This window comes from Microbacterium invictum (genome assembly GCF_034421375.1).
GTDB classification, from domain to species: domain Bacteria; phylum Actinomycetota; class Actinomycetes; order Actinomycetales; family Microbacteriaceae; genus Microbacterium; species Microbacterium invictum_A.
On record NZ_CP139779.1, the window covers coordinates 278590 to 299847 of the forward strand.

General features: G+C 70.7%; 22 protein-coding genes. 18 read left to right on the plus strand and 4 right to left on the minus strand.

Annotated elements, in window-relative coordinates; translation table 11 throughout:
- Positions 1–4: 4 nt before the first annotated feature.
- From folE to T9R20_RS01435, 8 genes are read left to right on the plus strand one after another with little or no spacing between them, the layout of a single operon-like run.
- Positions 5–595 carry a GTP cyclohydrolase I gene (gene folE, locus T9R20_RS01400; protein WP_322410779.1) on the plus strand — a complete coding sequence of 197 codons (591 nt, stop codon included), beginning with the start codon at positions 5–7 and terminating at the stop codon, positions 593–595.
- Positions 592–1440: a dihydropteroate synthase gene (gene folP / locus T9R20_RS01405; protein WP_322410780.1), complete on the plus strand. Its 849-nt coding sequence runs from the start codon at positions 592–594 to the stop codon at positions 1438–1440. Before folE ends, folP begins: the two co-directional genes overlap by 4 nt.
- Positions 1416–1817, plus strand: coding sequence for a dihydroneopterin aldolase (gene folB, locus T9R20_RS01410; RefSeq protein ID WP_322410781.1), 402 nt, complete (start codon positions 1416–1418; stop codon positions 1815–1817). Before folP ends, folB begins: the two co-directional genes overlap by 25 nt.
- Positions 1798–2331, plus strand: coding sequence for a 2-amino-4-hydroxy-6-hydroxymethyldihydropteridine diphosphokinase (folK, locus tag T9R20_RS01415; protein WP_322410782.1), 534 nt, complete (start codon positions 1798–1800; stop codon positions 2329–2331). The genes folB and folK overlap by 20 nt, the downstream gene beginning before the upstream one ends.
- Entirely contained in the window at positions 2328–2816 is a 489-nt protein-coding gene (locus T9R20_RS01420; protein ID WP_322410783.1) for a DUF3180 domain-containing protein, read from the plus strand. Before folK ends, T9R20_RS01420 begins: the two co-directional genes overlap by 4 nt.
- Positions 2764–3423 carry a PH domain-containing protein gene (locus tag T9R20_RS01425; RefSeq protein WP_416182925.1) on the plus strand — a complete coding sequence of 220 codons (660 nt, stop codon included), beginning with the start codon at positions 2764–2766 and terminating at the stop codon, positions 3421–3423. Before T9R20_RS01420 ends, T9R20_RS01425 begins: the two co-directional genes overlap by 53 nt.
- Positions 3420–5078, plus strand: coding sequence for a PH domain-containing protein (locus T9R20_RS01430; RefSeq protein ID WP_322410784.1), 1659 nt, complete (start codon positions 3420–3422; stop codon positions 5076–5078). The genes T9R20_RS01425 and T9R20_RS01430 overlap by 4 nt, the downstream gene beginning before the upstream one ends.
- Positions 5075–5776 carry a Rossmann-like and DUF2520 domain-containing protein gene (locus tag T9R20_RS01435; RefSeq protein WP_322410785.1) on the plus strand — a complete coding sequence of 234 codons (702 nt, stop codon included), beginning with the start codon at positions 5075–5077 and terminating at the stop codon, positions 5774–5776. Before T9R20_RS01430 ends, T9R20_RS01435 begins: the two co-directional genes overlap by 4 nt.
- A 59-nt stretch (positions 5777–5835) precedes the next feature.
- On the opposite strand, the gene T9R20_RS01440 is transcribed toward T9R20_RS01435, so the two are convergent.
- From T9R20_RS01440 to T9R20_RS01450, 3 genes are all read right to left on the minus strand, one after another.
- A complete protein-coding gene (locus tag T9R20_RS01440) occupies positions 5836–6705 on the minus strand; it encodes an aldo/keto reductase (protein ID WP_322410786.1) in 870 nt (289 codons plus the stop codon).
- 54 nt (positions 6706–6759) lie between these two features.
- Complete coding sequence (locus T9R20_RS01445; protein WP_322410787.1) at positions 6760–7116, minus strand: YciI family protein; 357 nt, start codon at positions 7114–7116, stop codon at positions 6760–6762.
- A gap of 89 nt (positions 7117–7205) precedes the next feature.
- Positions 7206–8468, minus strand: a complete 1263-nt coding sequence (locus T9R20_RS01450) for an RNA polymerase sigma factor (RefSeq protein ID WP_322410788.1) — start codon at positions 8466–8468, stop codon at positions 7206–7208.
- A gap of 123 nt (positions 8469–8591) precedes the next feature.
- On the opposite strand from T9R20_RS01450, the gene panC reads away from it, so the two are divergent.
- A complete protein-coding gene (gene panC, locus T9R20_RS01455) occupies positions 8592–9437 on the plus strand; it encodes a pantoate--beta-alanine ligase (protein ID WP_322410789.1) in 846 nt (281 codons plus the stop codon).
- Positions 9438–9540: 103 nt separating this feature from the next.
- Positions 9541–11085, plus strand: coding sequence for a lysine--tRNA ligase (lysS, locus tag T9R20_RS01460; RefSeq protein ID WP_322410790.1), 1545 nt, complete (start codon positions 9541–9543; stop codon positions 11083–11085).
- Here lysS and T9R20_RS01465 read toward each other — a convergent pair.
- Complete coding sequence (locus T9R20_RS01465) at positions 11078–12232, minus strand: DUF4192 family protein (RefSeq protein WP_322410791.1); 1155 nt, start codon at positions 12230–12232, stop codon at positions 11078–11080. The two genes, lysS and T9R20_RS01465, sit on opposite strands and share 8 nt — an antisense overlap.
- Before the next feature lie 155 nt (positions 12233–12387).
- Here T9R20_RS01465 and T9R20_RS01470 point away from each other — a divergent pair, with 155 nt between their 5' ends.
- The 8 genes from T9R20_RS01470 (at position 12388) to T9R20_RS01505 (ending at position 20765) form a co-directional block, all read left to right on the plus strand.
- Positions 12388–12606 carry a hypothetical protein gene (locus tag T9R20_RS01470; protein WP_322410792.1) on the plus strand — a complete coding sequence of 73 codons (219 nt, stop codon included), beginning with the start codon at positions 12388–12390 and terminating at the stop codon, positions 12604–12606.
- Positions 12607–12657: 51 nt separating this feature from the next.
- A complete protein-coding gene (gene cls / locus T9R20_RS01475) occupies positions 12658–14124 on the plus strand; it encodes a cardiolipin synthase (protein WP_322410793.1) in 1467 nt (488 codons plus the stop codon).
- Positions 14125–14176: 52 nt separating this feature from the next.
- Positions 14177–14926, plus strand: a complete 750-nt coding sequence (locus T9R20_RS01480; protein WP_322410794.1) for a hypothetical protein — start codon at positions 14177–14179, stop codon at positions 14924–14926.
- Positions 14927–15330: 404 nt separating this feature from the next.
- Complete coding sequence (locus tag T9R20_RS01485; protein ID WP_322410795.1) at positions 15331–16272, plus strand: hypothetical protein; 942 nt, start codon at positions 15331–15333, stop codon at positions 16270–16272.
- A 126-nt stretch (positions 16273–16398) separates the two neighbouring features.
- Complete coding sequence (locus T9R20_RS01490) at positions 16399–18924, plus strand: ATP-dependent Clp protease ATP-binding subunit (protein WP_124292217.1); 2526 nt, start codon at positions 16399–16401, stop codon at positions 18922–18924.
- An 88-nt stretch (positions 18925–19012) separates the two neighbouring features.
- Positions 19013–19516: an amino-acid N-acetyltransferase gene (locus T9R20_RS01495; protein ID WP_322410796.1), complete on the plus strand. Its 504-nt coding sequence runs from the start codon at positions 19013–19015 to the stop codon at positions 19514–19516.
- 126 nt (positions 19517–19642) lie between these two features.
- A complete protein-coding gene (locus T9R20_RS01500; protein WP_179561403.1) occupies positions 19643–19921 on the plus strand; it encodes a GlsB/YeaQ/YmgE family stress response membrane protein in 279 nt (92 codons plus the stop codon).
- Positions 19922–20039: 118 nt separating this feature from the next.
- Positions 20040–20765, plus strand: a complete 726-nt coding sequence (locus tag T9R20_RS01505; protein WP_322410797.1) for a hypothetical protein — start codon at positions 20040–20042, stop codon at positions 20763–20765.
- Positions 20766–21258: the final 493 nt, after the last annotated feature.

A 21258-nucleotide genomic window follows, 5' to 3' on the forward strand; every position in this document is an offset into this window, starting at 1 on the left:
GCCCGTGGCCGTTGATCGAGAGCGCGTCGCCGCGCTCGTGACCGAGATCCTCTCCGCGATCGGGGAGGATCCCGATCGTCCGGGGCTGAAGCTCACGCCGCAGCGCGTCGCCGACGCCTACGCGGAATTCTTCGCCGGTGTCGGGGAGGATCCCGCCGAGCCGCTCTCGCACACCATCTCGGTGAGCCGCGGCCCGGCGCCCGACACGCTGCCCTCGGGCGCGGTGATGCTCCGCGACATCCACTTCCGCTCCGTCTGCGAGCATCACCTCCTGCTCTTCCGCGGCAAGGCGCACATCGCGTACCTGCCGGGGGAGCAGGTCGTCGGTCTCGGCGCGCTGCCGAAGGTCGTCGACGTGCTCGCCTCGCGCCCGCAGGTGCAGGAGCGCCTCGGCGAGCAGATCGCCGACACCATCTGGGACGCACTGGACACCCGCGGTGTGCTGGTGGTCCTCGAGGCGACGCACGGGTGCGTCACCTTCCGGGGCGAACGCCAGCGGGATGCCTCGACGGTGACGATCGCCGCGCGCGGCGAATTCACCGACCCGGCCGCGCGCACCGAGCTCATGCTGCTCATGGGAGCGCCGCGCGAATGACGGTCGTGATGGGCATCGTCAACGTCACGCCCGACTCCTTCAGCGACGGCGGGCGCTACCTCGCGCAGGATGCCGCGATCGCCCGCGGGCTCGCCCTCCGTGCCGCCGGGGCCGACATCGTCGACATCGGCGGCGAGTCGACCCGTCCCGGTGCCGAGCGGGTCGCACCGTCGGTCGAGGAGGAGCGCGTGCTCCCCGTGATCCGGGCGCTCGCCGCCGAAGGGGCGACGGTCAGCATCGACACGATGAACGCCTCGACAGCCGTCGCCGCCGTCGAGGCGGGGGCCGCGATCGTCAACGACGTCTCGGGCGGCCTCGCCGACCCCGGGATGCTCACAGCCGTCGCCGGGTCGGGCGCCGAGGTCGTCCTCGGCCACTGGCGTGGACCCTCGAGCGACATGTACGCCCGCGCCGAGTACGGCGACGTCGTCCGCGAGGTCGTCACCGAGCTCGCGGCGCGTCTGGAGGCGGCGGCGGTCGCCGGCATCGCGCCATCCCGCGTCATCCTCGATCCGGGCATCGGGTTCGGAAAGCGCGGCGACCAGAACTGGTCGGTGCTGCGAGGACTCCCGCGCATCCTCGGCATCGGCCCCCGCGTGCTCGTCGGAACCAGCCGTAAGCGGTTCCTCGCCGAGGTGCTCGTCGCCGGCGGCACCCCGACCGGGGCGCTCGACGAGGCGACCGAAGATCGGCGCGATCTCGCCACCGCGGTCACGAGCGCGCTCGCCGCGCGCGAGGGGGTGTGGGGCGTCCGTGTGCACGACGTCCGCGCCACACGCGACGCGCTCCGCGTCGCCGAGGCGTGGGAGGGAGAGCGTCGGTGGACGGCGACACGATCGCGCTGACGGGTCTGCGGGTCTTCGGCTACCACGGCGTCTACGACGACGAGCGGCAGGACGGCCAGGACTTCGTCGTCGACCTCGACCTGACACTCGACACCCGACCCGCGGCGGCCAGCGACGACGTCGCCGACACCGTGCACTACGGCGAGGTCGCCGAGGAGGTCGCCGCGATCGTCGCTGGCGACCCGGTGAACCTGCTCGAGACGCTCGCCGACCGCATCGGCCGTGCGGTGCTCGCGCGGCCGCGCGTCTCCGCCGTCCGCGTCACCGTCCACAAACCGCAGGCGCCGATTCCGCTGACCTTCGCCGACGTCTCGGTGACGATCACACGGCGGCGGACCGACACAGAAGGGCATGCCGATGAGTCGCCGACTGGCTGAAGGACTGCAGACGGATGACGCGCCGCGCCGTCGCGACGAGGCGATCGCCGTGGTCGCGCTGGGGTCGAACCTCGGCGACCGGAAGGCGACCCTCGAGGCGGCCCTGACCGATCTCGCGCGCCTGCCCCTCGTGACGCACGTGAGGACAGCGTCGCCGATCGAGTCGGTCGCGCTGACGCCGGAGGGCCGCGACGCTGAGGCCCCTGCGTATCTCAACTCCGTGGCGCTTCTCACCACGCGCCTCGCGCCCACCGTGCTCCTCGGGTACCTGCACGCCATCGAGGCGCGGCACGGCCGCGAGCGGGCCGAGCGGTGGGCCGACCGCACGCTCGATCTCGACCTCATCGCGTACGGCGAGGTCACCAGCGAGGGGCCGGTGCTGATCCTCCCGCACCCTCGGGCCGCGGAGCGCGACTTCGTCCTCGGGCCGTGGCTGCAGGTCGACCCCGATGCGGTCCTCCCGGGGGTCGGCCGCGTCGCCGACATCCTCTCCCGACTGCGGGAGCCCTCGTGAGGCGGACGCGCCCGCTCGTCCTCGTCGTCGTCGCGGTCCTCGGCGTGGCGATCGGTTTCGTGATCGACCAGGCGCTCACCTCGGCGGGGCGCGCGACCTTCACTCCCGCCGTCTCGCTCCCGATCCTCCTGGTGCTGCTGGCGGTGGTGATCGTGGCCCTCGCCGTGCCGATCCGCCGCGCGACGCGGGGAGCGGCCGCCCCGGTGGATCCGTTCCGGGCGCTGCGCATCGCGGTTCTGGCGAAGGCGTCGAGCCTCGTCGGAGCCATCGTCACGGGAATCGCCGGAGGGCTCGCCCTCTTCCTCCTCACCCGGCCGGTGCCGCCCTCGCTAGGCTCGTTGGGGGCCGTCATCGCGACGGCCCTGTGCGCAGTGCTGCTGGTGGTCGCGGGCCTGGTCGCCGAGCAGTTCTGCACGATCCGGAAGGATGACGATGACGAACAGCCCGGAGGCTCCGACCCCGGACTCCAGCCCGGCGCCCACTGAGCAGGCGTCGGCGGCGCCTGCCGCGCCTGCCGCTCCGCTGGACGCGGACGAGGTCCGGCACGCCGATCACGACCCGGCCGTCTTCACCGCCGGCGCGTTCGATCGCATCGTCGAGCCGCGCTCCGAGGCGCGGCTCCCGCTCGGCGACGGCACCTGGTACCAGCTGGCCAAGGCCTATGTGCGCGTACAGCTGATCACGACCGGCCTGTTCTTGCTGCTGGTGCTCGTCGGGGGTCTCGTGGCGGTCTTCGCGTTCGACTTCCGGTGGCTGGTGATCCCGGCCGCCATCCTGCTCGTCATCCTCGCCGCGGTCCTCGCGGTCACCCCGCGCCAGGCCCGCTCGTACGGCTATCAGCTCCGCCGCGACGACCTGGTGTTCCGCCGCGGCATCCTCTGGCAGCGCATCGTGGCCGTCCCCTACGGGCGCATGCAACTGGTCGACATCACCCATGGCCCCCTCGACCGCGGCTTCGGGATCGCGCAGCTGAAGATCGTCACCGCGGCCGCCGTGACCGGCGTCACCCTGCCGGGCCTCACCCAGCAGGCGGCGGAGCAGCTGCGCGACACCCTCATCGAGGTCGCCGAGACCCGTCGGACGGGACTGTGACCACGACGGCCGCGCCGACCCGATCGCCGCTCAGCGACGGCGAGTGGCACCGCCTGCATCCGCTCACCCCGCTCCTGCGGGGCGGGCTGACCCTTGTCATCATCGCCGGCATCCTCATCGCCAACTTCCGCGACCGGCTCATCCAGGGGGTCGTGCCGATCTTCGTGCCCGAGGTCGATCCCGGCGACTTCGAGACCGGTGATCCGCTCGACTTCATCTTCGAACGCGGGCTCCTCCTCGTCGCCCTCGGCGCGGTGATCGTCGTCGTCATCGTTCTCGTCGGCGTCTTCTACCTGTCGTGGCGGTTCCACACCCTCCGGATCACCGGCGACGACGTCGAGGTGCGCAGCGGCGTGCTGTTCCGCACCCAGCGCCGCGCCCCGCTCGACCGGGTGCAGGGAGTCAACCTCACCCGGCCGATGATCGCCCGGCTCATGGGGATGGCGAAGCTCGAGGTCGTCGGAGCCGGAACCGACGGCAACGTCAAGCTCGAGTACCTCTCCACGGCCAACGCCGAGGCGGTGCGCGCCGACATCCTGCGCCTGGCGTCGGGCCGGCGCCTCGCCGAGGCCCGTCAGGCGGCGGCGACGTCGGGCCGCGGTGTGTCGGCGGCCGCGTCGACCCTCGCCGCCGGACTCACCGAGATGATCGAGGGGGCCGAAGACCCCGCCGACGAGCCGGACTCGGTCGTGAACATCCCCGTCGGCCGCCTCATCGCCTCGCACCTCCTCGACGGCTCGCTGCTGTTCTTCGTGGTGCTCGTCGCGGCCATCATCGTCGCCTCGGTGCTCGGCACGCCCTGGCTGCTCCTGACCGCCATCCCCGCGCTTCTCGGTTTCGGCGCCTACTGGGTCCGCACGATCACCCGATCCCTCCGCTACTCGATCGCCCCCACCTCCAGCGGGGTGCGCATCACCTTCGGACTGTTCACCACCGTCACCGAGACGCTTCCGCCCGGTCGCATCCACGCCCTCGAGATCAGCCAGCCCATCCTGTGGCGCCCCGCGGGGTGGTGGGCCATCACGGTCAACCGACTGTCGGGGCGCGGCCTCGAGGCCGCCGGGTCGGATCAGTTCGCCACAGTCCTGCCGGTGGGCACCCGCGCCGACGTGGAGCGGGTGCTGGGACTGCTGCTGCCCCATCTTCCCCGCGAGGAGTGGCCGCTGGTCTTCCAGCACGGCGTGCTCGGGCCGGAGGCCGGCGACCCGTACGTGACGACCCCGCGCCGCGCGGCGTGGCTCCGGCCCACCAGTTGGCGGCGGAACGGCGCCTTCGCCACACGCGATGCGCTGTTCCTGCGCCGTGGATTCGTCTGGCGGAAGCTCGCGATCTTCCCGCTCGCGCGCATGCAGAGCGTCGCGATCGCCCAGGGACCGGTCGACCGGGCGCTGCGTGTGGCGAACGTGCAGGTGCACACGGTGATCGGTCGGGTGAGCGGGTCGCTCGGCATCATCGATCGGGATGACGCGGTGTCGCTGTTCGAGCGCACCGAGGCCGCCGCGATCGTGGCGGCCTCGACGGACCGCAGTCACCGCTGGGCGGGGGAGGAGCCCGTCGATCTCGCGGCGCGGGAGACGGATGCGGCGCCGACGATGGCCGAGCCCGCGCCCGCAGACCCCGCCGAGGCGGAGCGTCGCACGGAGGTGTCGCCGTGAGGCGCGACGGCCGCCTCGGCGTGGGCATCATCGGAGCGGGCCGGGTCGGACCCGTGGTGGGCGCCGCCCTGCGCGGCGCCGGGCACGCCATCGTCGGGATCACCGCCGGCTCCGATCGCGACCGCGTCGACGCGGTGCTGCCCGATGTGCCCGTGGTCGACCCGGTCGAGGTCGTCGCGGGGAGCGACCTCGTCGTGATCGCCGTTCCGCGCGCGGAACTCCCGGGCCTGGTAGCAGGCCTCGCCGCGGTGGACGCGTGGCAGCCCGGTCAGCTCGTGCTGCACACCGACGCCTCGTACGGGATCGAGGTGCTTCAGCCGGCGACGGCGCGCGGCGCCATCCCGCTGGCGATTCACCCCGCGATCGCCTTCACAGGGTCATCCATCGATCTGCGGCAGCTGACCCACGCCTACGCGGCGGTGACGGCGCCTGCGCCGGTGCTGCCCATCGCCCAGGCGCTCGCGGTCGAGCTTGGCTGCGAGCCCGTCGAGGTCGCCGAAGACCGGCGGCAGGCCTACGCCGAGGCCATCTCGATCGCGACGGAGTTCTCGCGGTCGATCATCGCGCAGGCAGCCGGGCTGCTCACCAGCGCCGGGGTGGAGGACCCGGGCCGGTATCTGTCGAGCCTCGTGCACACCACGATCGATCACGCCCTCACGCGCGCGGACTCCCCGGCGATCGATCCGCCCGGACCCTGATCCGCCCCCGCCCGCCACGCGAGGGTGCACTCCCCACCCGCGAGGGTGAGTTCCCGCGCTCAGCTGCGAAGCGCGGACAGCTCGGCGAACTCCTCGTCGGTCAGCTCGATGACCGCCCCCTGCATGTTGTCCTCGAGGTGGGCGACGCTCGACGTGCCCGGAATCGGCAGCATCACGGGAGAGCGCTTGAGCAGCCACGCGAGAGCGATCTGCGCGGGGGTCGCGCCCTTCCGCGCCGCGATGTCGGTAAGCGGAGAGTCATCGCCGGTGAGACCGCCCGTCGCGAGCGGGAACCACGGGATGAAGCCGATGCCCTGCTCCTCAGACCAGTCGAGCAGGTCTTCGGCGTCGCGGGTCTGCAGGTTGTAGAGGTTCTGGACGGTGACGATCTCGGCGATCTTCTGCGCTTCCTTCACCTCGTCGATCGTTACCTCCGACAGGCCGATGTGGCGGATCTTGCCCTCGTCCTGCAGCGCCTTCAGCTCGCCGACCTGATCTTCGAGCGGCACCTTCGGGTCGATCCGGTGCAGCTGGAAGAGGTCGATGCGCTCGAGGCCGAGGCGGCGAAGGCTCATCTCGGCGCCCTGACGCAGGAACTCGGGGCGCCCGAGCGGCGGCCAGACGTTCGGGGCGGTGCGGGTCAGGCCGGACTTCGTCGCGATGACGACGTCGTCGGCATAGGGGTGCAGCGCCTCCTTCAGCAGCTCTTCGGCGACGTAGGGGCCGTACGACTCAGCGGTGTCGAAGAAGTTCACACCGAGCTCGACCGCCCGCCGCAGAACGCGGATGGCCTCGTCGTGATCCTTCGGCGGGCCCCAGACCCCGGGCCCGGTGAGCTGCATCGTTCCGTAGCCGAGGCGGTTGACCTCGAGGTCGCCGCCGATGCGGAAGGTGCCGGATGACAGTGCAGGCTGCGTGATGTTCGTCATGGAGGAGTGAAGCGCCCCGCGGCGCCCGAGCATTCCCGGACGCCGCGGACGCATTCAGTTCTCGTCCCAGGGGAGCTTCACCAGCGGCAGCACGTACACCCGTCCGGCGATCGCGGTCGGGTGCTTGGTCATGAGGGCCGCGACATCGTCGATCGACTCCGCCGTGATGACGTCGTACCCGGCGAACCACTCGGTGAACTCGGGGAAAGGCCCGTCGGTGATGAGGGCGCGCCCGTCGCGGACCACCACGGACTTGGCCTCATCGGCCGGCGCCGTGGGAGCGCCGCTTTGCAGCATCCCGTTCTGTTCGCCCTCGGCGAGCCAGCCCTCGAGCATGCGCTGGTCGTCGTCCCGAGAGATGTCGGTGCCGGTGGGGTCGGTCATGTGGATGACCAGATACCTGTTGCTCATCTGTTCCTCTTCCGTGTGTGATGGGGGCGGAAAGCCCTCTCGAACAAGCGACGAACGGGAGGGGTCCGATACGACAGGCGGCCCGGAATTCATCTCGGGGCGAGGGGCGCGCCCGCGTCGCGGCGTGCGGTGAGCAGCTCCGCCATCCCCGGGGACGGCGCGAGCGCGATCGCCCGATCGTACGCACGGTGCGCCCCGGGGGCGTCGCCGCAGGCGGCGAGCAGGTGCGCGCGGACGGCGTGGAAGGCGTAGTGCCCGGCGAGGTCGTCCGCGCGCCGGGCGAGGACGACCAGGCCCGCCTCGGGCGAGTCCGCCTCAGCGACGGCGATCGCGTGGTTCACGCCCACGATCGGACTCGGGTCGACCCGTTCGAGCATCTCGTAGAGCGCGACGATCTGCGCCCAGTCGGTGCTCCCGGCATCGGGGGCGTGCGCGTGGACGAGATGGATGGCGGCGAGCAGCTCGTGGCGTCCGAGACGGATGCCGCCGGCGCGGCCCCTTCGCCGCCGCTCGCCCAGGAGCGCGTCGGCCTCCGCGATCAGGTCGCGGTCCCACGCGCCGCGGTCCTGCTCGGCGAGAGTGACGAGCGTGCCGTCGGCGGCGACGCGGGCGGGCACGCGCGCGGCCGAGGCGAGGAGGAGGGCGAGGAGTCCGGCGACGTCGACGTCGCCCGGGAGAAGCGCGTGGAGTTCGCGCGCGAGCCGGAGTGCTTCGTCGAGGAGGTCGCGGCGCAGTCGGTCGGGGGCGTCTCCGGTCCCAGCGTAGGCCTGGGTGTACATCAGCGACAGCACCGCGATCACGGCGGCGGTGCGCTCGGGGAGGTCGTCCCGCTCGGGCACACGGAACGGGACGCGCGCCGCCCCGATCTTCGCCTTCCCCCGCGTGATGCGCTGCGCGATCGTGGTCGGCGGCACGAGGAACAGGCGGGCGATCTGTTCGACGGTGAGCCCGACGACGACCCGGAGCGTGAGCGCCACCCGGGTCTCGAGGCCCAGGAGCGGATGACAGCATGCGAAGAGCAGCCGCAGGCGGTCGTCCGCGACCGCGCCCACCGGTTCAGCGGGGGAGTCGTCGGCGAGCAGCACGGCCTCGCGGTGCTTGTCGTCACGCCGGGCCTCGCGCCGAAGGCGGTCGATGGCCCTCCGATGCGCCGTCGTCGTGATCCAGGCGCCCGGGTTCGGGGGCACGCCGTCGGTGGCCCATCGTTCGACGGCGACGGCGAACGCCTCGGCCGTGACCTCCTCCGCAAGGTCGAGGTCGCCGAACCGGCGCGCGAGCCCCGCCACGATCCGCCCCCATTCCGCGCGGTGGACCTCGGCGAGCGCGACGTCGGCGTCCTGTCCCGGGGGCATGGTGTCCATTGGACACGACGATCCGCTCGCTGTCACGGCCTGCGACGGCGCGGCTCTCGACAGGAGGGATGCTGCGGTACGGCCGGCGACGGCCGAAGGCGCGCCCGCCGATACGATCGACCAATGATCCGCACCCCCGAGGCGCTGCGCAGCCGCCTGGCAGAGGCCCGTCGCGACGCCCCGGCGGCGAGAGTGGCGCTGGTTTCCACCATCGGCTCGCTGCACGACGGCCACATCGACCTCATCGACACCGCCCGTGAGCGCGCCGACATCGTCGTGGTGTCGACCTTCGTGAATCCCCTCCGCTTCCGCACGACGGCTGACTTCGAGGCATATCCCCGCACGCCCGACGCCGACCGTCTGCTGCTGGAGTCCCTCGGCGTGGACGTGGTGTTCGAGCCGGGGACCGCCGATCTCCTCCCGACAGGAGCGGCGACCACGAAGATCAGCGCAGGAGACCTCGGCCTGCGGTACGAGGGCCGCTTCCGCCCCTTCTACTTCGACGGCCTCCTCACCGTGGAGGCGAAGCTGTTCCAGCTCGTCGAGCCCGATGTCGCCGTCTACGGACTCCGCGACCGGCAGCGGATCTTCCTGGTCGAGCGGATGATCCGCGACCTGTTCTTCGAGATCGACGTCGCGACGGTCGAGACCGTCCGCGGCGACGACGGGCTGCCCGTCTCGACTCGCGCATCCCTGCTCGAAGACCGCGATCGGCAGGCGGCCGGCAAGCTCACGGTCGCCCTCGATGCTGCGGCCTCGAACGCCGACCGCGGGGTCGACGCCTGCATCGCCGCGGCCCAGTCCGCCCTGATGGGCGAGCCCCGGATCAACCTGGAGTACCTCACCGTGGTGGACCCCGCGACCTTCCTCCCCGTCGACGAGGGGCACCGCGGGCGCGCGCTCGCGCTCATCGCCGCGACCGTCGCCGGCCACCGATTCATCGACAACACCGAGATCTCCCTGCAGTGACCGCCGCCCGCCGGCGATGATGCGCCGGGGTGGGTCGACGGAGCCGGAGGGGTGCCCCGATGCCCGTCGATAGACTTGTCGGCGACCCCCGAGGAGCCCGTTCATGACCGATTCGCCCGCGCCCCCGTCCGGTGCTGCCGTCGCCGGAGACGTCTCCGAACCCAGCGAGGAAGAGGTCTTCGAGCAGAAGGCGGTGCGCCTGGCCAAGCGCGAGCGACTGATCGCCGAGCGCGAGGATGCCGCGGGTGGCGCCTACCCGGTGGCGGTGCCGGTGACCGACACGATCCCGGCGCTGCGGGCGCGGTTCGGCGACCTCGAGGCGGGCGCCGAGACCGGGGTGACCGCGGGTGTCGCGGGGCGGGTCGTCTTCAGCCGCAACACCGGCAAGCTGTGCTTCGCCACCCTGCAGTCGGGCGACGGCAGTCGCATCCAGGCGATGATCTCGCTCGCCGCCGTCGGCGAGGAGTCTCTGCAGCGCTGGAAGGAGCTCGTCGACCTCGGTGATCACGTCTTCGTCTCGGGCGAGGTGATCTCGAGCCGCCGGGGCGAGCTGTCGATCATGGCCACGTCGTGGCAGATCGCCGCCAAGGCCGTGCTGCCGCTTCCCAACGTCTACGGCGAACTGAGCGAAGAGGGTCGGGTACGCAGCCGCTTCCTCGACCTCATCGTCCGCGATCAGGCCCGCGCGACGGTCCGCGCCCGCGCCGCGGTGAACGCGAGCCTCCGCCAGACCTTCACCGCCCACGACTTCATCGAGGTCGAGACGCCGATGCTGCAGGTGCAGCACGGCGGTGCCTCGGCCCGGCCGTTCGTCACCCACTCGAACGCGTTCGACACCGAGCTGTACCTGCGCATCGCGCCCGAGCTCTTCCTCAAGCGCGCGGTGGTCGGGGGGCTGGACCGCGTGTTCGAGATCAACCGCAACTTCCGTAACGAGGGCGCCGACTCCACCCACAGCCCCGAGTTCGCGATGCTCGAGGCCTACCAGGCCTACACCGACTACCACGGCATCGCCGACCTCACGCAGGAGCTCATCCAGAACGCCGCCGTCGCGGTCGCCGGCTCGACCACCGTCACCTGGGCAGACGGAACCGTGTACGACCTGGGCGGGCAGTGGGAGAGGCTGTCGATGTACGACTCCCTCTCGGATGCGGCAGGCCGGGCGATCACCCCCGAGACATCGCTCGACGACCTGCTGGCCTTCGCCGCCGAGGTCGGCGTCGAGGCACCCCCGCACGCCACCCACGGCAAACTCGTCGAAGAGCTGTGGGAGCACTTCGTCAAGCCCGGTCTCACTCGTCCGACCTTCGTCATGGACTTCCCCGTCGACACCAGCCCCCTCGTGCGCGAGCACCGGTCGATTCCGGGCCTGGTGGAGAAGTGGGACCTGTACGTCCGCGGCTTCGAGCTCGCGACCGGGTACTCCGAGCTCGTCGACCCGGTCATCCAGCGGGAGCGGTTCGTCGAGCAGGCGAAGCTCGCCGCGCGCGGCGACGTCGAGGCCATGCGCATCGACGACGAGTTCCTCCGCGCCCTTGAGCACGGCATGCCCCCCACCGGGGGCATGGGCATGGGGATCGACCGGCTCCTCATGGCGATCACCGGGCTCGGCATCCGCGAGACCATCCTCTTCCCGCTCGTCAAGTAACCGGTCCCCTCGCGTCCTCGGGGTGCCAGAGCCCCGTGCGGGGGAACGCCCACTCAGGCAGATGGCCACCCCGCACCATTCCCAGGACGATCCCGGTGAGACCGTGCGACGGGTCGATCTCGGCGGACCGCGCCACGTACCACTCGGCGTGGGTCGATCGGCCGAGGGCCCACGACAGCCAGGCGCAGACGGCGAGAGGGCCGGGCCGGACGGCGCGGGGTGCCGCGGCAGCGACCCGGCGGGTCACCTCGAGCGCGCCACGCAGCCGCTCGGCGGACGGCTGCGCCCCCTCGCCCCACATGCGCTTGGCGATGTCGGCCGGGTAGGGCTCCCCCGCTTCCCAGCGCAGCTGCGCGGCCATCGCCTCATCTCCGCGATCGATGTCGTCGCACCACTGCACCAGGGCGACGTCGCGCGTCGCCGGGCGATCCAGGCACCACAGCAGCAGTGCCGCATCGAACGGGTCGAGCATCGCGGGGTTCCACTGCAGCGCCTCCTCGAACAGGGCGGGAAGGTCATCCAGCAGGCACACCGCCTCCAGGCCGCGCGGGTCCACGCGCACTCCCGGGCCCGGTGCCGCCGACCCGAACCCCTCGATGGCGACGCGGATCGACTGCAGGGCGTGGCCGACGCGCTCCTTCTCGGCCAGGTCGACCGCAGGCAGCTCGGCGCCCGACCACTGGTCTCCCGCCGCGACGGGAAGGTCGGCGAGCGCGGCCGGGAGGGCGTCGACGTCGACCTCGGACAGCGGCCTGCCCCCGGGCGGAGTGTCCGCGTCGAGGTAGGACGCCCAGCCGTCGGCGGCGTGGCAGAGCATGTCGACCACGCGCAGGCCGCTCGCATCCGCCCGGTTTGCGATGCCCTCCGCCAACGCGGTCGCCGGCGCCCTCCCGCCGTCGAAGCGCTCGCCGGTGAAGACCACCACGGCCACCGCGTCGGCGGCCTCGATCCGGCAGACGAGGCCGACGAAGGTGGCCGCCGCCGCGTCGAGGTCGGCGACCGTGGGCAGATCCACGCGCATCGCGCCCAGCGTGCGCTTCCCCTCGAAGGGGATCAGCACGACGCTGTCGGTCGGAAGGTAGCCCAGCATGCGCGGGACGAAGGACAGGAACTCGGCCGCGGTGGCGGCCCTCACGATCGTGGTCATGCCCCCGACCTTCGTCTGAGGCGCGTGCCCGTAGGGGCGCGCCGAGGCAGTCTGTGGTCAACTCGCGACTCGGGCCGGTTGTGCAGGAGAGGTCGCACCGCGGCATCCGTCGTCTCCCGGGCCGTGCCCGGGGCCGCCCGCGTATCCTGGAGGGTATGGACGGCTTCTGGATCGCGGCGGCGTGGACGCTCCTTCCCACCGTGGTGGTCAGTGCCCTGTTCTTCTGGATCCTCCGCAGCATCCTCCACGCCGACCGCAACGAGCGCCGCGCCTATTCGCGGATCGAGGCGCAGGAACGCGCCAAGCGCGGACTTCCGCCCGCCGCCGCGTCGCCCGACGCGCCCGCACCTCCGGCGCCTGCCGCCGGGCGCTGACGGCGCAGCCCGCTACGCTGACAGGGGCGGGCGGGGCGAACGGGGGGAGTCGTGATCGAGATCACACTGGATGCGTCGTGGTGGCTCATCCTGGTGTTCGTCTTCGACATCATCGTGCGCATCCTCGCGGTCATCTACGTGCCGCGCAATCGCCGCCCCACCGCCGCCATGGCATGGCTGCTGGCCATCTACTTCATCCCCCTGATCGGGGTGTTCCTCTTCCTGCTGATCGGCAACCCGCGCCTGCCGCGCAAGCGCCGCCGCCAGCAGGACGCCATCAACCAGTACATCCGCGACACCAGCGCGGGCCTCGACTTCGGCACGCTGCGTCCTCACGCCCCGCAGTGGTTCCAGTCCCTGGTGACGATGAACCGCACCCTCGGAGCGATGCCCCTCGCCGGAGACAACGACGCCCACCTGATATCCGATTACCAGGAGAGTCTCGACGAGATGGCCGAGGCCATCCGCGGCGCCGAGCGGTACGTGCACGTGGAGTTCTACATCCTCCAGACCGACGCCTCGACGGAGAAGTTCTTCGCCGCGTTGGAAGAGGTCGCCGCGCGGGGTGTGGTCGTGCGGGTCCTGCTGGATCACTGGGCGAACCGGGGGAAGCCGTTCTACAAGCAGACGCTCCGCCGGCTCGATGCGATGGGGGCGTACTGGAAGCTCATGCTCCCGGTGCAGCCCCTGAAGGGCAAGTACCAGCGCCCCGACCTGCGCAACCACCGCAAGCTCCTCGTCATCGACGGCAAGGTCGGCTACATGGGGTCGCAGAACGTCACCGACTCCACCTACAACCTGCGCAAGAACATCAAGCGCGGGCTGCACTGGGTCGACCTCATGGTGCGGCTGCACGGTCCCGTCGTGGCATCCATCAATGCGGTGTTCCTCAGCGACTGGTACAGCGAGACCGACGAGATCCTCACCGACGAGATCGACCTGTTCAAGGTCGAATCCAGCCACGGCGACCTCGACTGCCAGATCGTGCCGTCCGGGCCGGGGTTCGACTCCGAGAACAACCTGCGCCTGTTCGCCGCGCTGCTCTACTACGCCCAGCGCCGGATCATCATCGTCAGTCCCTACTTCGTGCCCGACGAGGCGCTGCTCCTGGCGATCACGACCGCCTGCCAGCGCGGCCTCGAGGTGGAGCTTTTCGTCTCCGAGGAGGGCGACCAGGCGATGGTCTATCACGCGCAGCGCAGCTACTACGAGGTGCTGCTGCGCGCGGGGGTGAAGATCTGGATGTACCGCAAGCCCTACATCCTGCACTCCAAGTGCATGACGATCGACGACGAGATCGCCGTCATCGGGTCGAGCAACATGGACATGCGCTCGTTCGGTCTCAACATGGAGATCTCGATGCTCGTGCGCGGCGAGGAGTTCGTGCGCGAGATGCGCGGGGTCGAGGACAAGTACCGCTCGCTCTCGCGGGAGCTCACCCTCGAGGAGTGGCAGAAGCAGCCGCTGCGCTCGACCGTGCTCGACAACATCGCGCGGCTCACGTCGGCGCTGCAGTAGGGCGTTTCAGAAGACGGATGACGCGGGTCGCTGTTCGCGGGATGATGTGGTCATGACACGCCCACGCCTCCTTCTCGGTCTCGCTTTTCTCGCGGCGGGGGCGGCGCTGCTCGCCGGGTGTGCAACCCCGTCGGGGAGCAGCGGCACGGCGACGGCGTCGCCGACGTCGTCTTCCTCGCAGTCGGCGTCGCCGGAGCCGTCGTCGGGTGGTGCGGTGGTGACGGATGACGTCGAAGCGGCGTGGCTCGACGGCGGCCGCGGCGTGGGACTGGTCACGTATGGGTCGTCGTCGTGCCTCCCGGTGGTCGGTGAGCCGACGTACGCCGACGGCGTGTTGACGGTCGACATCAGCGACCCCGAGGGCGAGGCCTGCACCCGCGACCTCGTGCCGCGCGGGTCGTACGTGGGAGTGCCCGAGGGCGTCGACCCGACCCGCGAGCTCGAGATCGTCGTCACGGGCACCTACGCCGACGACACCGACCTCGACGGGCTCGAGGGCGAGATCGCCGTGCCCGAGGAGTTCGCGCCGAGCGCGGGGTGGGCCGATGACGACATGATGCTGATCCTGAGCTGGGGCTCGTCGACGTGCGCTCCGGTGCTGGAGTCCGCCGAGGCCGCGGGCGCGGAGGTGCAGGTGCGCTTCGCCGAGCCGGTCGCCGACCAGGTGTGCACCGCCGACATGGCGCCGCGGGTCACCGTGGTCGCGGTGACCGGGGCGGTGGATGACGACGCGGCCGTCACGGCGGTGCTGTCGGGCGGCGAGTTCGCCGACATCCGGGTTCCGGTTCTCGGTCGCCCCTGAGCCGCGCGGCGCGCGCTCGCGCGCCCCCGCCCGCCCGCCCCCGCCCTGCCCGCTCGCGCGCCCGCCCGCCACGCGCTCCCGCCGCCCCGCGCGCCTCCGCCACGTGCGCCCGCGCGCCTGCGCGCCCCTGCCCCGCGCTCGCTGCCTCCCCCGTCTACTTCTGCCCTTCCCGACGCCGTCGAAGGGCAGAAGTAGACGGGGGAGCTCGACGCCCTTTGCTCCCCCGTCACGATTCGCCCCTGGGGTGGGGGAGATAGGGGCAGAAGGTGACGGGGGAAGCGAGGAAGCGAGGAAGCGAGGAGAGGGAGAGCTTCTCTCCTGCACAGCGACGGGTGAGCAGCGCGTTGTCCACGATCGCGCTCCGGGGAACCAGGAGATGCACACGTCGAGACGACGATGACGGGATGCCGAGTGAACTCCCGTCGATCCTGGATGCGTCTTTCTGCGTGCGCGACGCGCTGCGCGCAGGTGTCACCCCGAAACGCCTCCGCGGCCGCGACCTGGATACGCCCTTCTGGGGTGCGCGAAGCCTCGCGCGTTCAGAGGAACCCGGCTTCCCCGAAGAGGAGATCGTCATCGGCGCGATGCGTTATCGCCCGCTCATGCCCGAGAACCAGTTCTTCAGTCACGTCACCGCTGCGGTGCTGTGGGGTCTTCCGCTCCCTGCGCACGTCCTGTGGCCCGCCGTCCAGCAGGGGCTCGACGTCGCCGTGTTCACTCCCACCCGCCACACCCGCCGCAGCGGGATCCGCGGCCACGAGGTCCATCCGGCGTCGGCGCACGTCGTCGAGCACCCGACGCACGGAGTGCCGCTCACCTCGCCCGCCAGCACCTGGGCAGCGCTCGGGGCGATGCTGCGCGACCCGTACGATCTCGTCGCTGCCGGCGATGCGGCGGTGCGGGAGCGGATGTTCCGAGACGACCCGCCACCGCTCGCCACCCTCGCGCAGCTCTTCGCCGCAGCATCCGCCCGCCGGAGGGTGGGTGGGCCGGCGCTTCGCGCGGCGCTGCCACGCATCCGATCCCGATCCGCCTCTCCGCGTGAGACATGGTGCCGGCTGCTCCTCGTCGACGCAGGCCTGCCCGAACCGGAGCTGAACCACGAGGTCCGCGACGCTGCCGGACAGGTGATCGCCTGCGTCGATCTCGCTTACCCCGATGCGCGGGTCGCCGTGGAGTACGAGGGCGAGCACCACCGGACCGACCCCCAGCAGTGGGCCCGCGACCTCGTCCGGTGCGAGGCGCTCGCCGCCGCAGGCTGGTTCGTCGTCCGCGTCTCCGCGGCCCACCTCGCGGGGGGCGGCGCGGCGCTCGCCGCCCGCGTTCGGGCGGGGCTCGCACGGTGACCCCGAGCGCCGCCGCGACCGCTATGCCCACGGCGAACACGGGCATCCGGCAGGGGCCCGCTGGCTACCCTCGATGTAAGACGCAGGGGGAGAGTCGACCCGAGGCGTCCTAGAGGAGAGTGAACGATGTTCGAGAGATTCACCGACCGAGCCCGTCGTGTGGTTGTGCTCGCCCAAGAAGAGGCGAAGATGCTCAACCACAACTACATCGGCACCGAGCACATCCTGCTCGGGCTGATCCACGAGGGTGAGGGCGTCGCCGCGAAGGCGCTCGAGTCCCTCGGCATCTCGCTCGACGCCGTGCGCGAGCAGGTGCAGGACATCATCGGCCAGGGGCAGCAGCAGCCCACCGGCCACATCCCCTTCACGCCGCGCGCGAAGAAGGTGCTCGAGCTGTCCCTGCGCGAAGCGCTGCAGCTCGGCCACAACTACATCGGCACCGAGCACATCCTGCTCGGCCTCATCCGCGAGGGCGAGGGCGTCGCCGCCCAGGTGCTCGTCAAGCTCGGCGCCGACCTGAACAAGGTGCGCCAGCAGGTCATCCAGCTGCTCTCGGGCTACCAGGGCAAGGAGCCCGCGGGCGTGTCCACCGGCGCCGGCGAGCAGCAGACCTCCGGCCCCCAGGGTGGTTCGCAGGTGCTCGACCAGTTCGGTCGCAACCTCACCCAGGCCGCGCGCGACAACAAGCTCGACCCGGTGATCGGCCGCGAAAAGGAGATCGAGCGGGTCATGCAGATCCTCTCGCGCCGCTCCAAGAACAACCCCGTCCTCATCGGCGAGCCCGGCGTCGGAAAGACCGCGGTCGTCGAGGGCCTCGCCCAGGCGATCGTGAAGGGCGACGTGCCCGAGACGCTGAAGGACAAGCAGCTGTACTCCCTCGACCTCGGCTCGCTCATCGCCGGTTCCCGCTACCGCGGTGATTTCGAAGAGCGCCTGAAGAAGGTCACCAAGGAGATCCGTACCCGCGGCGACATCATCGTCTTCATCGACGAGATCCACACCCTCGTCGGCGCGGGCGCTGCCGAGGGCGCGATCGACGCGGCATCCATCCTGAAGCCCCTCCTCGCGCGAGGCGAGCTGCAGACGATCGGTGCCACGACGCTGGATGAGTACCGCAAGCACTTCGAGAAGGATGCTGCGCTGGAGCGTCGCTTCCAGCCGATCCAGGTCGCAGAGCCGAGCCTGCCCCACGCGATCAACATCCTGAAGGGCCTCCGCGACCGCTACGAGGCGCACCACAAGGTGCAGATCACGGATGGCGCGATCGTCGCCGCCGCGAACCTCGCCGACCGCTACATCAGCGACCGGTTCCTGCCCGACAAGGCCATCGACCTGATCGACGAGGCCGGCGCCCGCCTGCGTCTGTCGATCCTGTCGAGCCCTCCCGAGCTCCGCGAGTTCGACGACAAGATCGCCAAGGTCCGCGAGGACAAGGAGCGCGCCAGCGAGGAGCAGGACTTCGAGAAGGCCGCGTCGCTGCGCGACGAGGAGAAGTCGCTCCTCGCCGAGCGCCTTCGCCTGGAGAAGCAGTGGCGAAGCGGCGACGTCGCCTCGCACGCGGTCGTCGACGAGGGCCTGATCGCGGAGGTGCTCGCGCAGGCCACCGGCATCCCGGTGTTCAAGCTCACCGAGGAGGAGTCCAGCCGCCTCGTCTTCATGGAGAAGGCCCTGCACCAGCGGGTCATCGGCCAGGAGGAGGCCATCGCCGCGCTGTCGAAGACGATCCGTCGTCAGCGCGCGGGTCTGAAGGACCCCAAGCGCCCGTCGGGCTCGTTCATCTTCGCCGGCCCCACCGGTGTCGGAAAGACCGAGCTCGCCAAGGCGCTCGCGGAGTTCCTCTTCGACGATGAGTCGGCGCTGATCTCCCTCGACATGTCGGAGTTCGGCGAGAAGCACACCGTCTCGCGACTGTTCGGCGCCCCTCCCGGGTTCGTCGGCTTCGAAGAGGGCGGGCAGCTGACCGAGAAGGTGCGGCGCAAGCCCTTCAGCGTGGTGCTCTTCGATGAGATCGAGAAGGCCCACCCCGACATCTTCAACTCACTCCTGCAGATCCTCGAAGAGGGTCGGCTCACCGACGGTCAGGGTCGCGTGATCGACTTCAAGAACACCGTCATCATCATGACGACGAACCTCGGTTCGTCGGCGATCGCGGGCGGGCCCGTCGGCTTCCAGGTGGAGGGCGACCAGGGTACGACCTACGACCGGATGAAGGGCAAGGTCAACGAGGAGCTCAAGCGCAACTTCAAGCCCGAGTTCCTCAACCGCGTCGACGACATCATCGTCTTCCCGCAGCTGAACAAGGCCGAGCTGCGTCAGATCGTGGGGCTGTTCACCAAGCGTCTCGGCGAGCGTCTGCTCGATCGCGACATGACGGTGGAGTTGACGGATGCCGCGAAGGACAAGCTCATCGAGGTCGGCTTCGACCCCGCACTCGGTGCCCGGCCGCTCCGCCGCGCCATGCAGCGCGAGGTGGAGGACCGCCTGTCGGAGAAGATCCTGCACGGCGAGCTCGAGCCCGGTGACCACGTGAAGGTCGACGTCGAGAACGGCGAGTTCGCCTTCGAGCACGGCCCGCGCGGCGACAAGGTCGCCGTCGGTGTCGGCGCGGCCGGTGAGATCACCGCCACGCCGGACATCGTCGCGGGAGGCTGAGCGCGTCACAGCGATAGGGGCGGGTGCCGGTGATCCGGCACCCGCCCCTTCGTCTTCTGCCGGCGGATCGGGGCGTATCGTGGACGCGATGTCCGACTACACCGTCCGCCCCGCGCGCACCGCCGACATCCGCGGCATCCAGGGTCTTCTGGAGCCCTACGTGCAGAAGCGGATCCTCCTGGGCAAGGATCTCGTCGTGCTCTACGAGTCGACGCAGCAGTTCGTCGTCGCCGAGTCGGCGGACGGCGTCCTGATCGGATGCGGCGCACTGCACGTGATGTGGGAAGACCTCGGTGAGGTGCGCACCCTCATCGTCGCGGACGAGTGGTTGCACCACGGTGTCGGTCGCGCCCTCGTGGACCGCCTCGAAGAGAACGCGCGCACCCTGGGGCTCACGCGGCTGTTCTGCCTCACCTTCGAAGTCGACTTCTTCCGCAGTCGCGGGTTCGACGAGATCGGCGAGCAGATCGTCGACCCCGACGTGTACTCCCAATTGGTGCGGAGCCCCGACGAGGGCATCGCCGAGTTCCTTGATCTCGCGCACGTGAAGCCCAACACCCTCGGCAACACGCGGATGCTCAAGGCGCTCTGACCTGTTACACCCGATCTCTTCGTGGCGCAAGGGCGGGAGCGAATCGCCCAGCGTCTGCTCAGATAGGGTCAGCGTTTCACCCGGAGCGCGGACACGGCCCCATGGCCCGACCCACAAGGAGAGATCATGCTCTGGACCATCCTCGGCCTCATCGTCATCGGCCTCATCGCCGGCCTCATCGCTCGCGCCGTCATTCCCGGCAAGCAGAGCATGGGCATTCTGCTGACCATCGTGCTCGGCATCGTCGGCTCGTTCGTCGGCGGTTTCCTCGGATTCCTGATCTTCGGCGCAGACCCGATGGGTGGCTTCCTGCAGCCGGCCGGAATCATCGGCTCGATCATCGGCGCCATCATCGTGCTGGGGATCTACGTCCTCGTCACGCGCAACCGCAGCGTCACTCGCTGACCGACGTCTCGACGCCGGCGCGGCCGCCCTCGTGGCGGCGGCGCCGGCGTTCTCGTGTATGCGGGGTGGTAGGGCGTGCCGTCCCGGTCAAGCGGCGAGCGCGACTTAGCCTGGTTGCATGACCGGAACCGAAGCACGCCGGCGCCATTCCCCGGCGGTCTATCGCCGGAGGCGCTTCGTGGTGCTCCTCGGTCTGCTGGCCGTCATCGCCCTCGTGGTGTGGCTGGTCGTCGCACCACCCTGGCGCGGCTCGGCCGCCGACAATGCGTCCCCGGCCGCCTCGGCGACGCCCACGGGCGACCCGGTCGCCACCGACCTCCCCGCTCTGGAATCCGACGGTTCGGCGGCGACGCCCACACCGGGGCCGAGCGATGCTGCGGCAGCGCCGGATGCGGAGGGCGCGGCGAGCGCCGACGAGGCCGCGGCAGCGAGTGCCGCTGAGCCCTGCACGCCGGGTGACCTGCTCGTCGAGGCGGTCACCGACAAGACCGAGTACGCAGCAGGCGAGATCCCGCAGCTGTCGATTCGGCTGACGAACAACGGCGATGCCTGCACGCTCAACGTCGGGACGACCGGTCAGGTCTTCACCGTGATGAGCGGGAACGACACGTGGTGGAAGTCGACCGATTGCCAGGCGGAACCGACGGACATGATGGTCCTCCTCGAGGAAGGGCAGGTCGTCACCAGTGCCGCACCCATCAGCTGGGACCGCACCCGGTCGTCGGTGGAGACCTGCGGCGCCACCGAGCGGCAGGCGGCGCCTGCCGGGGGAGCCTCGTACCACCTATACGTGTCGATCGGTGGCGTGAACTCGACGAACACCGCGCAGTTCCTCCTGCTGTGACCGGCGGGCAGTGCACGCCGCCCCACGACCGATATATCGTCTGATCAGGCCGAAAAGAACCCGGCCGCGACGTGTGGGCGCCACGGCCGGGTTAGAGTGGGCTGGTCCTGGACTCAGGAGCACGTCCGGTGTCCCCAGCACCGGGCCGGTGTCCCCCGAGTAACCGGCCCGCCGAATCCCCAGTCGGTCAACGTGCTTCAGACGGGATTGCGGTCCCCTCGCATCGATGACCCGATGCGAGGGGACTCGCATGCTGTGAACGATCAGTCGGCCCCCATGCCCCCTCGGCTCCCAGCTTCCCCAGTTGGATCGAGCGGCTTGTGATAGCCCCAGCCCCGCTCGATCGCCGAACTTACCCTAGCCGCCGTCGAGCGAACTTGTCCACCGTTTGGGGGACAAGATTTTCTCGAGTTCCGCAGCCACGGAAAATCGCTCTTCGGTTGGCCGATCCCCGTCGGCGTGTCCCCCATTTGGGGGACAGCGGAAACCCGAT